This window comes from Pseudoalteromonas sp. NZS11_1, from assembly GCF_015864275.1.
Taxonomy (GTDB): Bacteria; Pseudomonadota; Gammaproteobacteria; order Enterobacterales; family Alteromonadaceae; genus Pseudoalteromonas; species Pseudoalteromonas arctica.
This window is the reverse complement of the sequence record NZ_JADYXK010000019.1, coordinates 1-14,161: the sequence shown is the minus strand read 5'-3', so window position 1 is coordinate 14,161 and position 14,161 is coordinate 1. Positions and strand designations below refer to the sequence as shown.

At 39.1% G+C, this 14,161-nt stretch carries 14 protein-coding genes; 7 read left to right on the top strand and 7 right to left on the bottom strand.

Translation table 11 applies throughout. The annotated features are described in order from the left end of the window. Positions 1-70: 70 nt before the first annotated feature. Positions 71-553, bottom strand: a complete 483-nt coding sequence (locus I6F44_RS13580) for a GNAT family N-acetyltransferase (RefSeq protein WP_197173953.1) — start codon at positions 551-553, stop codon at positions 71-73. A gap of 106 nt (positions 554-659) precedes the next feature. On the opposite strand from I6F44_RS13580, the gene I6F44_RS13575 reads away from it, so the two are divergent. Further along, the gene (locus tag I6F44_RS13575; protein WP_002962626.1) at positions 660-860 is read left to right on the top strand and encodes a hypothetical protein; all 201 of its coding nucleotides are present in this window, start codon (positions 660-662) and stop codon (positions 858-860) included. 58 nt (positions 861-918) lie between these two features. Here I6F44_RS13575 and I6F44_RS13570 read toward each other — a convergent pair whose 3' ends face one another. Further along, the gene (locus I6F44_RS13570; protein WP_024593951.1) at positions 919-1,113 is read right to left on the bottom strand and encodes a CPXCG motif-containing cysteine-rich protein; all 195 of its coding nucleotides are present in this window, start codon (positions 1,111-1,113) and stop codon (positions 919-921) included. Between the two features lie 287 nt (positions 1,114-1,400). On the opposite strand from I6F44_RS13570, the gene msrA reads away from it, so the two are divergent. Continuing rightward, entirely contained in the window at positions 1,401-2,000 is a 600-nt protein-coding gene (msrA, locus tag I6F44_RS13565) for a peptide-methionine (S)-S-oxide reductase MsrA (protein WP_197173952.1), read from the top strand. A 75-nt stretch (positions 2,001-2,075) separates the two neighbouring features. Here the strand turns inward: msrA and I6F44_RS13560 are convergent, their stop codons facing one another. Genes I6F44_RS13560 through I6F44_RS13545 form a run of 4 tightly spaced genes read right to left on the bottom strand, consistent with a single transcriptional unit; the run spans position 2,076 to position 7,686 of the window. Next, entirely contained in the window at positions 2,076-4,187 is a 2,112-nt protein-coding gene (locus tag I6F44_RS13560) for a TonB-dependent siderophore receptor (protein ID WP_197173951.1), read from the bottom strand. A gap of 15 nt (positions 4,188-4,202) precedes the next feature. Next, a complete protein-coding gene (locus tag I6F44_RS13555) occupies positions 4,203-5,525 on the bottom strand; it encodes a DUF3526 domain-containing protein (protein WP_121955510.1) in 1,323 nt (440 codons plus the stop codon). Continuing rightward, entirely contained in the window at positions 5,522-6,970 is a 1,449-nt protein-coding gene (locus I6F44_RS13550; RefSeq protein WP_197173950.1) for an ABC transporter permease, read from the bottom strand. The genes I6F44_RS13555 and I6F44_RS13550 overlap by 4 nt, the downstream gene beginning before the upstream one ends. Continuing rightward, positions 6,970-7,686 carry an ABC transporter ATP-binding protein gene (locus tag I6F44_RS13545; RefSeq protein ID WP_121955512.1) on the bottom strand — a complete coding sequence of 239 codons (717 nt, stop codon included), beginning with the start codon at positions 7,684-7,686 and terminating at the stop codon, positions 6,970-6,972. Before I6F44_RS13545 ends, I6F44_RS13550 begins: the two co-directional genes overlap by 1 nt. A 456-nt stretch (positions 7,687-8,142) precedes the next feature. On the opposite strand from I6F44_RS13545, the gene I6F44_RS13540 reads away from it, so the two are divergent. The 5 genes from I6F44_RS13540 (at position 8,143) to I6F44_RS13520 (ending at position 13,290) form a co-directional block, all read left to right on the top strand. After that, a complete protein-coding gene (locus I6F44_RS13540; RefSeq protein WP_197173948.1) occupies positions 8,143-9,405 on the top strand; it encodes a hypothetical protein in 1,263 nt (420 codons plus the stop codon). Positions 9,406-9,407: 2 nt separating this feature from the next. Continuing rightward, positions 9,408-9,854, top strand: coding sequence for a hypothetical protein (locus I6F44_RS13535; RefSeq protein ID WP_024598374.1), 447 nt, complete (start codon positions 9,408-9,410; stop codon positions 9,852-9,854). Next, on the top strand, positions 9,841-11,469 hold the full coding sequence (locus I6F44_RS13530) for a sensor domain-containing diguanylate cyclase (RefSeq protein WP_121954019.1): 1,629 nt from the start codon (positions 9,841-9,843) through the stop codon (positions 11,467-11,469). The genes I6F44_RS13535 and I6F44_RS13530 overlap by 14 nt, the downstream gene beginning before the upstream one ends. Positions 11,470-11,631: 162 nt before the next feature. Then, positions 11,632-12,333, top strand: coding sequence for a metal-dependent hydrolase (locus tag I6F44_RS13525; RefSeq protein ID WP_024593761.1), 702 nt, complete (start codon positions 11,632-11,634; stop codon positions 12,331-12,333). 354 nt (positions 12,334-12,687) lie between these two features. Beyond that, a complete protein-coding gene (locus I6F44_RS13520) occupies positions 12,688-13,290 on the top strand; it encodes a thiamine biosynthesis protein ThiC (protein WP_121954018.1) in 603 nt (200 codons plus the stop codon). A 254-nt stretch (positions 13,291-13,544) separates the two neighbouring features. On the opposite strand, the gene I6F44_RS13515 is transcribed toward I6F44_RS13520, so the two are convergent. Then, positions 13,545-13,988, bottom strand: a complete 444-nt coding sequence (locus tag I6F44_RS13515) for a hypothetical protein (RefSeq protein ID WP_121954017.1) — start codon at positions 13,986-13,988, stop codon at positions 13,545-13,547. Between the last annotated feature and the right edge of the window lie 173 nt (positions 13,989-14,161).

Sequence of the window (14,161 nt, the reverse complement as noted above, 5' to 3'; positions counted from 1 at the left end):
TAATTTACACTTGGAGGCGTTGACCTTTCAGGATTGAAAAAAGATAAGCACTTATAATTGCCGTCTTTCGTTAAAGTGATTTATGCCAAATAGAATTTTCTCTTAAGCTAAAACCTAACTTAATAAGTAAATTATGGGAACGTGCATTGTGTGCACTCACCTCAGCCGATAAATGTTTAAGCGCAATATCCTTAAGTAGCGTTTCAATAAAACCGGTGACTACTTCAAACATTACGCCTTTATCCCAAAAGTCGGGGTGCAGCTCAAATCCTATAAACGCACTACTTTTACACGGTGTTAAATTATAAAGCCCACAAGTACCCATTAACTTCCCAGATGTATTATGTTCAATTGCGACTCTAATCACTTCGCCTTCGTAGTAGGCACTAATATCATCTTGTATTAATTGTTTGATTTGAGTTTTGCTGAGCGGTGTTTCGTAGTCGTTAAATTCTGACACATGCGGGTGGTTTAAAATATTAAATAAACACGCTGCGTGTTTGTGGGTAATTAAACGCAGCGTAACGCGTTCAAGCTTTGTGGTATTAAACATTTTATTTAAGTGGTTAGTTAAATTAGCTCTTTATGGGCAGGCATTATTAACTTACCATACCCCATTAACAAGCATTATCTTTAAAGCAAAAAGAGTAGATAACGTAATGAGTGACGATTTTAAAGTAATACAACCCACTACCACAGTATATTGCCCAAAGCGCGGCGAAGGCTGGACCTTAACAGGCATTACTAATATTAACGAGTTTACCTCAGTAATGTTTGACGGCACACGCTATACACTTCCAGCACGCGAAATAGTAGAAGAACTTCTCCCTAACCAGCTAGCGCGTGAGCAAAATAGCTAACCAAACACATACACAGTAAAAAGGCTGCAATTTTGCAGCCTACTATCTAATCAACTAGTTAAAATGCTTCGTCTTCACTGTAAACATTAACATTTAACTCGTCCTCATCTTCAAATACTACAAACGAAATAGGCTTACAGCATACTTGGCAGTCTTCTATGTATTGCTCATCAATATCTGCTGCATCAAGTAATACTTCTATACTTTCTCCACAATAAGGGCAGCTTATTGATTTTTCAGTTAACTGGTTCATTTATCACCTGCTAATTTATATCTCGAATGTTGTCACTTTAATGAACAAGCCAGCATAATTCAACACCCCATTAAATAACGCTTATTTGGCTAAACTAATTAAACAATGCTGCTAACTAAAAAGTGATCTAAATACCCGCTTTACGTTTATAAAACATCATAAGCACATTAGTTTGCACCATATATAAGTTAACCCGCTAAAACTATGCCTCTACAATGAAATAGTATTAGCACTTAGCGGGTCTAACTTCATAAGTATTTAAACTCACACTTCAGGTGGATAATTTTATGAAAAAATCACTCGCACTCGCATTAACATCTGCCGCAATATTGTTTAGCACATTTACTCATGCAGCTAAAACCGAAAGAGCCGTTTTAGCTGGAGGTTGTTTTTGGTGTATGGAAAGTGACTTTGAAAAGCTAGAAGGCGTAACCGATGTAATATCGGGCTTTACTGGCGGTAAACTTAAAAATCCAACATACAATGGTAATCATAAAGGCCATTACGAGGCGGTAGAAATTACTTACGATCCGGCCATAGTAAGCTATCAAGGTATACTTGATCATTACTGGGTTAATATTGATCCCTTTGATGCCAAAGGCCAATTTTGCGATAAAGGCCCTAGTTACTTAAGCGCTATATTTGTACAAAACGACGAACAACGTAAATTAGCCGAAAAAACAAAAGCAGCAGTAGTTGCCGAGTTCCCTAATCAAACTGTGGTTACACCTATACTAAACGCAAGCACCTTTTACCCTATAAAAGGGAGGGAAAGCTTTCATCAAGATTATTACAAAAACAATCCAATCCGATACAACACCTATCGTTGGCGTTGTGGTCGCGACAGCCGCCTAGAAGATATTTGGGGCGACAGAGCAACTCACTAGTATTTATTATTAAACGTCTTAAGTCACAAAAAAGGCTGCTTAAAAAAAGCAGCCTTTTCATTTTAATGTGTACGTTTAAAACTTAAAAGTCGCACTTAACCTTACGCTACGCGGTGTCCCCGGTTGAACCCACGCATCAGCAAATGAGTTAGTGTAATAGGTTTCATCAAACAGATTGTCTACTTCTGCACGCATGCCAATTGACTCAGTTACATCAACATCAACAAATACACGCGCTGTTGTGTAACTTGGCAGCTCAAAATCGGTACCAAAAAAGCCGTTTCGTGAGCCTACATAAACCAAGCCTCCACCAAATTTAACGGCTTTACCATATAACTCAGACGATTTAACTAGCTGTAAACTAAATTGATGCTCAGGAATATTTAATAAAGAGCTTCCCGCTTCTACTGTATAGCCAAAGTTCGCATCAAAAAATGAGTTTTCAATAGTTGCATCAACATACGCATAAGATAACCATAGGCTTACGTCATCAGTTAGCTCACCGTTTATATCAATTTCTATGCCTTTGCTTTGTGCTTCGCCAATTGCAGCAAAAGTAAATGCAGTAGGATCGTCAACTACCAGCATATTGTCTTGCTCTACTTTAAATACAGCAACGGTGCCAAACAGAGCGCCATCGTTTAAAGTAAATTTAACCCCTACCTCTGACGACGTAGACTGATTTGGCTCAAAACCATCGCCATTTGTATCAGTGCCTGATAAAGGCCTAAAGTTTTCGCCATAAGCGGCATAAACAGATACAAACTCACTCGCCTCATACACAACACCAAACTGCGGGCTAACTCGCGATTCGTTTTGCTTTGATTGAGTATCAGCTAAACGGTTATTAAGTGTTTGTTCGTAGTCATCAAAACGTGCACCAATACGTATATCTAGCTTATCGGTGAGGCTTATTTGGTCTTGTATAAATATACCTAACGACTCTTGCACTTCTAACTTATCGGTATTGGCCGTTGGCGTAGGTAACTCATACGCACCATACACGGGGTTAAATACATTAATATACTGATCGCCACGCACGCGAAGAACAAATTGATCATTTTCGAATTTATCAGAGTCCACACCAATTATTAAACTATGCTCTAACCCAGCAACCTCTAAATTACCGGTAACTTCTGCACGGTATACTTGGTATGTAGCATCGTAATCACGATAACGCCTAAAACGATTTATTTCGCCATCAACAACTCCTGCAAAACCGGTTTCGGTAGCAAATCCTTCAAGCGATGTATCTCGGTAATTAGCGCCTAATAACACGCTCCAGTTATCATTAAAGTCATGAATAAACTCTAGTTGATGACCAAGTACATCTGCCTCTATTGGGCCATCACCTGGTTCTCCTAAAAAGCGACTTTCTGGTATTAAACCAAGTTCACCATCAATAGCTAATACACCTCTATCAAAAGGGACTTCTTGGTCGCTGTATTCAAGCTCATATATTAGTTGGCTATTATCATTAATATTCCACGTTATTGATGGGCTAAAGCCTTGTTTAGTTGTTTCTATCGTATCGCGAAAGCTTTTCGCGTCTTCATAAAAACCAACCAGTCTAATTGCTACATCGTCGTTAAGGGGCGTTGTGTAATCTACATCAGCACGGTAGGTATCAAAACTGCCTACACTTAGCTTTAGCTCGCCACTTGTATCAAACGTTGGGCGTTTGGTAACAAGGTTTACTGTACCACCAGGCTCTCCTCGGCCAAATAAAGCCGCGCGTGGGCCTTTTAAAACCTCAACCGACTCAATACCCGACAAATCACGCGAACCACCAAAACCACGCCCGGCATTAAACCCATTTACAAGGTAATTACTTGGTAAGTTTTCATCGCCTACAAAACCACGTAGTGCAAAGCTATTCCAAAGCCCACCAAAGTTATTTTGACGAGCAACCGAAGCCGATAAATCAAGTGCTTGGTTTAAATCTATCGCACCTGCGTTTTCAAGGGCTTCTAAATCTATTTTCAGTTCTGATTGCGGTGTTTCTAACGCACTAAATTCACCTTGATACGCTTGGCGCGAACCCATTACAGCCAATCTTTCAATAGGGCTATTATTAACGCTGTCATCTTTTTGGTTTTGCTCAACTGCCATAGCATGGCTGCTAAATAAACTGACTAAGCATGCGCTTAAATAGGTGAGCTTTAGCCCTTTATTATTGGTATTCATTATAAACCTTGTTAATTAGTTAACTGATAAATTTTCTTTTAGCTTAACGCCTGTAACTTCAGGCTCATCCATTTCATTAAGCATTGTTTTTTTAAAGCTAGGCATATTCTTAAGCGCCGCTTTTGGTGGGTTACCCTTTATAAAGAGCCAGGGGTAGTAAAACTCCCTTAAACTTTTATGAAATCCTCGCATACGGTATTCGTATCTAAATGCAGCTAAAGCATCAGTGCTCGCCAGTCGTGTAAAACTGCGTTGTAACAGCAATGGCGGTGAAAACCACGATACAATTCCCGCTAATTGATACTTTGTATGCGCTGCATCACGATACGCATGTGAAAGTTCACCTGCTTTTTCGTCTCCAACTTGCTGAAATGCGTAATACCATTTCCACTCAAACTCGCTTTGCATATCAACGTGATCTTTCCACTGTGGATTTGAAGCAACAAAAGCATCCATTGTTGTTTTCTTTGGTAAGTCCCATGCATCGTTAACGGCCTCTCTTTGAGTAAGAACAATGTCGCCGCCCTTTGGTGAGTGCACCGTTTTGTTTATAACTAAATCGCCTAAAATAGGAATAATAAAAGCAACTAACACCCAAAAACCAATTAACGTTGAAGCAACACGCGGCGCACTGCTGGCGTTTTTACCCCACCACACACTGAGCGCAGTCCAAAACGCAATGTAAATTACACAAATAAAAGTAACAAACCCCACATCAGCAAGGGCCGAATGACTAAGCAATGTACCTATATAAAATGGCAGCATTAAACACACTATTACTGCAATCAACCTCACTGCTATTCGCGCCCCCCATAATGCAAAGTAAGACCTAGCAGTAGTTACTAATAAATCATGCCTACCGCTTGTTCGCTCATTAGCAAATAAATCATGAAATAGTAAAATAACTATCAGCGGTGCTAATGCACTTACTACAAATACAAAATCAATTTTACCTGCCTGCGCTAGCTCTGCGTTTTGCGCATCGCTTTCGTATATTTGTCCCTCTAGGGCAAGTAAATTTAAGCGGTGTTTCCACGGGTAAATATCGCGCTCGCCTAAAGCAGCAAACGCTAAATTTGAAGGCGATGAATACGTTAAGTGAAAACTGTAATAGGCAAGCGAGCCTGGGTCTTCGTATTTATGTTGAACGTTAGTTAGGTCAGTTAAATCGGCGGCTTTTAAGCGCTCAATGGTTTGCTTTTGCTGTGTTACTTCACTAAGCCCGCTGAAAACTGCAAACCCCGACATTACAAAGGTACACACCAGTAATACCACTAAGTATTTTTGACGAAGTAAAAAACGCCATTCACGCGCAAGCTGTTTTAATAGGTAACTCATATCAAACGCCTCTCTACAAATTTAATACCGCCTAACAGCACCGCAATCCAAAGTAGTAGCTGTAAAAAAGCAGGTATGCTTCGCTGCGCTCTCGCTTTTGAGCTGTCTACATTAAAAGTAAAGTCTTGCAGTATTTGCCAATTTTGAGCACTTACACGTGCCTTTTGGGTTGCAGCAGTATCAGCATTGCGGTTCATGTCGTCTTGGTAGCTAAGCTTTTCTACATGAACTTTGTTAAGCCCTTGCACAAAATCAAAGCGTAACTGCTCGGTTTCGCGTAAAAAGCGATGATGGGTTTCAATACTCGTACCTACCACAATCATCGATAACGACCGAATAGCCACCATAGGTGAAACCCAACCAAAATAACGCGATACCTGTGTTTGTTTAAGTTCAGCTTGCATACGCTGCTCAGCAAACTTATTGAGTACGCTCGTTAGTTTAGCCTCAGACTCGCTTGCCACTAGCCCTCTAAAATTAACGGGTAACTCATCAATACTGCTCACGTTGTATTTATTAAGGAGCGATTGTTTAAATTGCTTAAATGCGGGGTCGTTTGTGTTGTGGCCGTCGCCTAGTTTTCTAAGTTCGGCTTTTACAGCAAAGTCGGTTTCTATTTTTCCTGCTGATGGCACTGCCGTGGAGGCTGTTGTACTTGCTACACGTGGCATTACAATACACAGTAAAATCCAAACAAAGGCAAGTGCTGTAAAGCTTCCGCTGTTTTTACTAAACACACTCGATGCCAGTAAAATAAGCAGCACCCACACAATTAAATATAAAGCGTAGCCAAGCACAAAGCTTACAACCGCAAGTAAGCCTTCGCCTGAGCCAAGTGTAAATAAAGCCGATACCGTCAGCGGAGTTAAAATTAAACCCACAACAGAAAGTAGCGCCAATCCTTTACCTGCAATAAGCGTTGCGCCCGATGTACCTTGCGATAACAAATACGAGAGCGTTTGTGACTCACGCTCGCGGCTAATACCGCTGTAGCCAATTAATATCAGTAATAAAGGTGCGAGTGTCTGTACAATAAATGCAGGCGTTAAACTGCCTAATTTAGTTAATGCAGTACCTTGGCGGCTATCTGCAAACATTGCGCTATTTTGTCTGTGCCCTTCTAAAAATATAGAGTTGCCCGTGTAGGCATCAATACCCGGATCAAGCGTACTAAGTGGTGAAGGCGTTCTAAATGCATAATGCCCGTAATGCACCATTCTGTGTGGATGGCGGTCGGGTTGATCAACAAAGCTTTTATCGCTAGTTGCCTGTAATTCATGCCGTGAGTGGCTTAGCTCCATCATGGTAATAGCCGTTACAATCACCGAGGCAACCGTGAGCACCAAACCAATAGCAAGCACGGTCATTGCTAATTTTGAGCGAAGCCAATAACGCCACTCATCTTTGGCAACAATCACCACCTTTGAAAAGTTATTTATACTCATTAAGCACCTCTATTAGCGTGATGCCCAAATGCAGCGTGTACTTGCTCGGTATCAATACGCCCACTTTGGGGCGCATCATACTCTCCCACCAGCTCACCATTTTTAAGTAAACCAATACGATTTGCCACTTGGCACGCGCCATACACATCGTGCGTAACCATTAAAATAGTCGCACCAGTTAATACAAGCTCGCGTACAAGTTGATTAAATTCATCAATGGCAACAGGGTCTAGGCCCGATGTAGGCTCATCTAGTAAAAATATCGGAGCTTCACGCAGTATCGCAAGTGCAATTGCTGTTTTTTGCCTCATGCCTTTTGAATAAGTTTGCATGTGGCGGTCCCACGCATCGCGCTGTAATGCAACACGATTAAAAGCCGCGTTAATTTGTTCATCTGATTTTTTAATATCAGCAAGTGATAAAAAATATTCAACATTTTCGCGAGCAGTTAAATGCGGGTAAAGTGTTGCCGACTCTGGCAAATACGCGGTTTTGCCACGTACAAAATCAAGCGCTTGTGTAACCTCTTTACCGGCTACTTTTACAGAGCCTTGAGTTGGTTTATTAAATCCGAGTAACGTTTTTAATGTAGTTGATTTACCTGCACCATTACCACCGAGTAGCGCATACACCTCGCCTGCAGCCACACTAAAGCTTAAGTTTTTTAAAATAGCGTTATTTTTAATATTAAAATTTAAAGAGCTCACTTCAATCATCGTATCGTTTAAAGCGGCGCCTGTGTTGCTAACGTGTTTATCAAACGTTTTTTGTTCAATTGGTGGTGTTTTATTAATCGCGGTAGGTGTTGTCACACTAAAACTCTATTTAGGGAAATTACATAGGAATGAATGTTATACTATATCAAATGCTTATTGCAACAATATAACATTGTAAATTAACAAATAAGATAAATAACGTTACGTAGTTAATATAATATTACTTTGAGAGGTAAAAATTAAAGCAACTTAAAATAGCCTCTTTTATGTGAAACTTAGAATAGTGTTATATTTTAAATTTACAATTTAAGTTAAATTAAAAACCAACACTAAAGAATGTAAGCTGCCTGTCCATGCCATCCTAATGCCTATGGTAAAAACGTATGTTAGTAAAGTTGGTAATTTAAAAAAATGTGCTATCTTTTTATTATCTATATCATAAAAATAAGCGCTAACATGTTGTTCCGAGGTACAATTGCCATAGCTATATTGGTTATTTCTGCTGCTAATAAAAGCTATGCAAATGAAATAGACGTGCAATTTAGCGGTTTTGCATCCTTAACACTCAGTTACACTGACGATTCAGATATCGCCTTTGCATCTAATTACTTAAACGAAAACGATACAGGCTTTTCAGCAACGCGTGATTCAATTTTAGGTGGGCAAGCTAATATCTCACTCTCAAAAAACTGGGACTCCGTGGTACAAGTCGTTTTACAAGATCATACCTTTAAAAGTCTTGATAACTTTTTAGAGCTCGCCTTTGTACGTTACCGCCCCTCACGCCATTGGGCTATCCGTGCTGGTCGGCTAAATAGCGATCTTTACTTACTCTCTGAATATCCTTATGTAGGATACGCCTACTTATGGATACGCCCTCCTCACGAATACTACTCTTTTGCAAACATTGCAGGAAATTACGACGGCGTGGATATTGAATACAGTAAAGCCATTGATGAAGGATTTTTACGCTTAAAGCTCGCCTATGGGAGCTCTACTGCAAAGCTGCAAGCATACAACAAAGACTTTTTTATAGATTTTGATAATTTAACAACCTTAAGTGCTACCTATTCACTGGATTCTTGGACAGTGCGCTTTTCACTTTCAAAGTCTGATTTTGGTGACTATAAGCTAGACTCACTAGATGAGTTTTTAGCTTTACTAGACGCTGTCCCACAAAGTATATGGCCACAAGCAGAGACTATATCTAACAAATTTAATACCAAAGGCCACAGTATAGAATATGCCGCGTTTGGACTTACCTACGATCATGATAATTGGCTTATTCAATCTGAAGTAGGTATTTCAGAATCCGATTGGATAATTGCCCCCTCAGTTTTCAGCACTTATATTAGCGCTGGGTATAGGGTAAACAATGCAATATTTTACACGAGCTTTTCAGCAGCAAGAAATCGTCATGATGTTATACAAGTAAACGCTCCTGTTTTTTCACCAGGCACACCCGAGCAAATTTCAGAACCAATACAACAGCTAACACTTGCAACACAAGCTGCTATAAAAGTGCCTTATGTTCATCAGCATTCAATTAACATAGGTGTAAAATGGCAGCTATCGGAGCGCTTAGTGCTAAAAGCCCAACTAGACCGCTTTGATATAAAGCCCGTAGGCGCGGGGTTATGGAGCCTTAGTAATCCGGCTGATGTAGACGAAGGCCACAAAGTACATATGCTAAGTTTGAACGCTAGTATGGTGTTTTAACAATGATGAGCTATCGTAACGTACTCCTTTATCTGTTGCAGCCGCTATGCCTGCTCCTTGTTAGTGTTAATGCAAAATCTACAGAATTTGTAGTGGTGGTAAATAAAAGCAATACAATTAACGCCTTGTCCAAGCGCGAAGTTATTGATATTTACATGGGCCGTTATTTAACGTTCCCTGATGGTGAAACCTCTAAACCACTCGATTTGCCGGCGCAATCAACATTAAAAAATGACTTTTACCTACAACTGGTCAACAAAGATGAGCAAAAAATTAATGCTTATTGGGCTAGGTTATTGTTTTCAGGGCGCGCAAAGCCCCCAACACCCTCAACATCCGTTGAAGACGCGTTAAACAAAATAGCGGCATCACAATTTGCAATTGGCTATATTCCCCAATCGCAGGTTACAGACGCAGTAAAAGTGGTATACACATTTGATAAAAATTAGCCAAGCACTCTACGTACGCGTTGCTCTATCAATCGCCATTGTCGCTATTGTAGTTACGTTAGTATCGTCAACTCTTTCTTATTACTCGGGTTTTAAAGAAAAGAAAAACACCAATTACCTACTCGTGCAGCAGTTAGCACAAACAATGGGAAAAACAGCCGCAATAGCTGCCTACTTAAACGATCGTGAATTAAGCCAAGAAATTATTAATGGCTTACTAAGTAACGATTTAGTGCAAGGCGCAAGCCTAGAAGGAGAAGCAAACGCAAAAGGCGAAATGGAGTTATTTATTGCAAGTGGCTCTACTAACAAAAAAAATGAAGCTGTTTTAATTAAATTAATTCACCCCTTTATAGAAGGCTCCTTCATAGGTGTACTTGCCATATACCCCGACGATAAATTTATTGAACAGCAAGCAAAGTCATCACTTATAAAAGAATTTCTTTTAATGCTGATTCAATCAATCGTCATCGCTTTTTTTGTATCGTTAGTTGTACGCAAATGGCTTACTCAGCCTATTCAAAACCTAACAGACAGCTTTGCGACAATTGACCCCACTAATCCCGAAACCATGACAATGCTAGAATTTAAACAAGGTAAGCGAGACGAAATAAGCAGGCTAACGCATGGTATAAACGCTCTAATGCATGAGTTAAAGCTAACCATTAGTAATGAGCAATCCCTTCGTAAAAAAACCCAAGAACTAGAAGCAAAATTTAGACTTATTTTTGAACAAGCCAGCGCCGGTATTTGTTTATTAGATGACAATAATATTATCACCACCTTTAACCCCGCGTTTAAACATTACTTTACCGTACCCGGCGAAGAAGAATTATCAACCTTGCACTTTCCCGCTCTATTAAATAACGTTGATGAGTTACAAAGCCTGCTTGCAGATATTCGTTGTGATAAAAACCCGCCACAAGCGACCCTAGATATAGAGTGTAAAGTGGGCCATAAAACCATTTGGTTGCACTGCTTATTTGTTAGATTAACAGAGCAACGTGAAACAAAGCGAGGCGCCCATCAAGAACACTTAGTTGAAGTAATTTTACATGATGTAACTGAGCGCGCAGAACGCGAATTTCAAACCCGTTTTGAAGCCGATCACGACCCACTAACCGACCTACTTAACCGCCGCGCGGGAGAAAAACGCCTTAAAAAAGTGCTTCGTGAATGCGTTAAACATAATCAGCACCTTGTACTAATGATGATTGATTTAGATAAGTTTAAACCAATAAATGACACCTACGGCCACGAAGCCGGAGATAAAGTACTTATTGAAATAGCGCACCGATTTAAAAAGCGTTTTAATCAAGAAACCGATATATGTATCCGACTAGGCGGTGACGAATTTATTGTTGCAAGGCAAGTTAATACCTACAACAAAGCAACAACGCGTGAGCAATCCATCGCTTTGCTAAACGAGTTACAACAAGACATTTATATTTCACAAAATAAAACATGCGCCGTGGGTGCAAGCATTGGTATTGCAGTAGGCCCTAATGATGGTGAAGAGCTACTCGAATTAATGATCAATGGTGACAAAATGCTCTACCACGTAAAAGAAACAGGTCGAGGGCAAATTGCATTTTATGACGAGTTTAAAAAGTAAGATGGTTAATTGAGCTCTTTCAACGCAGTTAGCACTAAAAATGGCTACTAGAGAGTGATTTATAAGCAGAGCCAAGGTTATTTAAGCCCAATTTTTAAAGAACATTGAACAATAAACTTTTCAATTGATAGAATGCCCTACTTTTTCCCATCAAGAGATACAATGGCAAACTTCAATACTCATCTTAATACTGCCGTAATCATCACAGGCTTAGCCTCAGCCACCTTATTATCTGCAGGACATATTGAATTAAAGGGCGCACTCTGGTTATGGTTTTTAGGCTCAATCGGCGGCTTATTACCAGATATAGATTCAGATAACTCAACATCACTCGATACTATTTTTAACTTATTCGCACTCAGCGCTGTATTACTGGTACTGCATTACATAACCACCGAGCTCATTATTGAAATTAGCTTTATCGAGTTAATCGTAGTGCCATTATTGGTTTACGGATTTATGAAATATATTATTAGACCAATTTTTGAATGGATCACAGTACATAGAGGTAGTTGCCACTCTTTACTATTTATACTGTTATGCGCGCTATTAACGACTCAAGTAACATGGAAACTGAATGACCAATCAACCACACAAGCTGCCGTCTTTGCCTGGTTAACGGGTGGGTTTATTTTACTAGGTGGATTAATTCATTTATTGCTGGATGAAATTTACAGTGTAGATTTAAGTAATGTCAGAATTAAACGCTCTTTTGGCACCGCTTTAAAAATAGCTGACTTCGATAATAAGTTAATTACGCTAGCTTCAATTATTGCAATTGCAGGTTTAATCTATGTTGCGCCCCCTACAGAACAAACTATCACAGCATTAAGTGATTGGTCTCACTTTATATTTCTATCTTAACAAAGTAGGTTTTAAGCCTTTTTACAGCATTACCTGACTACAATAAGTGACTTTTTAAAAGTCGCTTATGTCCATTACTAGAATACGTGTAAAATGCCCTCTTAGTAATCTAAAAGTTAATTCACAAAGAGAGTGTGAGACCCTGCGCTTTTAGAGGCATAAATGGCTTGAATCAAAGCGACTTTGCCGATTTAAGTTTTAATTAAAATCCGTAGCTTGAGCTTATTTGTTATTAATTATTACTTTTGTAGGTTTGAGTGAAATAATTAAATAGCTTTACCTGTCTTCTACCCAAGTATGAGAGCTATTACAGTTTTTCAAAAGTATAAAATATAAAATTATAAGAGGTACATAATGGAATTTACGAATAAACGCACCATGCTAATTACGGCATCTTTATTGTTGGTATTAGCGTTAACACAGGCCGTTTTTACTGCCCTTTACAGTGCAGAAATTAGTTTTTCAAGGCAGTATGCATGGGGACTAGAAGCCGTAGTTTTCACTCTACTTGTTGCCTTTGCGGGTTCTGCTATGGTGCAAGCACAAAACGCTCAGTTAGGATGGTCGGCTATAACATTTAGCGCGATTCTTAACATAGTGCAGGTAAGCATTGGCCTTACTTTGTTTTCTACATTTGGAAAAGTAGCGGGTGCCGTAGAAGGCGCACAACCTTTAATAAGTGGCGTGGTTTCTTTGTCATTCATGATTTACTACGCAGCTAAATTATTATTGGGATTAGCAGCTCTTGTTTTTGGCCTGTCTTTTATCGCTAAAGGTGGCAAAGCAATTGGCGGCCTTACTGCCTTAGCTGGTGTGGTTGCTATGTTTGCCAATGCTATATTAATCATCTTTGGCCGTGATGGATTCCTTCCATCAGGTGTTGCTGGCGCTTCAGGCATGATTGCAACGTTACTTTTAGCAATATGTTTGATTAGTCTTAACCGCAAACAAGACTAAGGCTTAATACCTTACAAGTAATGTGCTTACTTAAATAAATTATAAACATCGGCGTGTATTAGAGATCTAATTCGCCGATGTTTTACGTTTAAAGTATACGCTCAGCGCATTCCTAGTTTGTTCCCTCTTAGTAATCTAAAGACTAATTCACAAAGAGGATATAAGGCGCTTCGCTTTTAAAGAGGATAATGGCTTATATCAAAGCGATTTAACTCAGTTAAGCTTTGGTGTGTGAAGTCAAGATTTGACTTCATTTATTCTCGTAAATTCTTGTTACTTACGCTTTTTAATAAATCGAATTTCGTAATGATATAAACAGGTTCTTTTTTACATTCGACTTTATAAAGATATTGATTTTTAAGAAAATTAGTTTTTTCTTTTATTAAACTAATTTGCTCCCATGGTATTAAAAAACTCCTGGGAAATAGTAGAATCAACATCCGTTTTTGGCTTATAAATATACCTTGCTGAAATGATTTAATATTTAGCCAAGTCCGATATTCACTGTTTTTCTCACGAGAAATATCTGCCACATTCGTCAAGTACATACTGCTTGATTTTAAAAGTGAGGAATCAGAAATAATTAAATCCGTTTTATATTCTCTAGCTAGTTTAGGGTAATACCCAATAATGCTTTGGATATAATTGACTAAAATATAGAACAATAAAAATAAAATTAAGTATATAACAAAGTCCATTTTTTAATACTCCGAAAACTTGCTCTGCACTGCTGACTAAGCTGAAATTTAAGATGGGTGATGAGATGGACGCTCCCCAAAACGGCGTCAATGCGCCAAACTGGTAATTGAACTCACTCAGTTAAAAGGGAACGTCCGTCATGAAAATTAGCACATTATCAATTGATTTGGCA

What these genes read in the sequence shown, in the direction of transcription:
- I6F44_RS13515 (WP_121954017.1), bottom strand. Translation starts at nt 13,988, where the DNA reads ATGGACTTTGTTATATACTTAATTTTATTTTTATTGTTCTATATTTTA.
- I6F44_RS13525 (WP_024593761.1), top strand. Translation starts at nt 11,632, where the DNA reads ATGGCAAACTTCAATACTCATCTTAATACTGCCGTAATCATCACAGGC.
- I6F44_RS13580 (WP_197173953.1), bottom strand. Translation starts at nt 553, where the DNA reads ATGTTTAATACCACAAAGCTTGAACGCGTTACGCTGCGTTTAATTACC.
- I6F44_RS13535 (WP_024598374.1), top strand. Translation starts at nt 9,408, where the DNA reads ATGATGAGCTATCGTAACGTACTCCTTTATCTGTTGCAGCCGCTATGC.
- I6F44_RS13545 (WP_121955512.1), bottom strand. Translation starts at nt 7,686, where the DNA reads ATGATTGAAGTGAGCTCTTTAAATTTTAATATTAAAAATAACGCTATT.
- I6F44_RS13570 (WP_024593951.1), bottom strand. Translation starts at nt 1,113, where the DNA reads ATGAACCAGTTAACTGAAAAATCAATAAGCTGCCCTTATTGTGGAGAA.
- msrA (WP_197173952.1), top strand. Translation starts at nt 1,401, where the DNA reads ATGAAAAAATCACTCGCACTCGCATTAACATCTGCCGCAATATTGTTT.
- I6F44_RS13550 (WP_197173950.1), bottom strand. Translation starts at nt 6,970, where the DNA reads ATGAGTATAAATAACTTTTCAAAGGTGGTGATTGTTGCCAAAGATGAG.
- I6F44_RS13560 (WP_197173951.1), bottom strand. Translation starts at nt 4,187, where the DNA reads ATGAATACCAATAATAAAGGGCTAAAGCTCACCTATTTAAGCGCATGC.
- I6F44_RS13575 (WP_002962626.1), top strand. Translation starts at nt 660, where the DNA reads ATGAGTGACGATTTTAAAGTAATACAACCCACTACCACAGTATATTGC.
- I6F44_RS13540 (WP_197173948.1), top strand. Translation starts at nt 8,143, where the DNA reads ATGTTGTTCCGAGGTACAATTGCCATAGCTATATTGGTTATTTCTGCT.
- I6F44_RS13555 (WP_121955510.1), bottom strand. Translation starts at nt 5,525, where the DNA reads ATGAGTTACCTATTAAAACAGCTTGCGCGTGAATGGCGTTTTTTACTT.
- I6F44_RS13520 (WP_121954018.1), top strand. Translation starts at nt 12,688, where the DNA reads ATGGAATTTACGAATAAACGCACCATGCTAATTACGGCATCTTTATTG.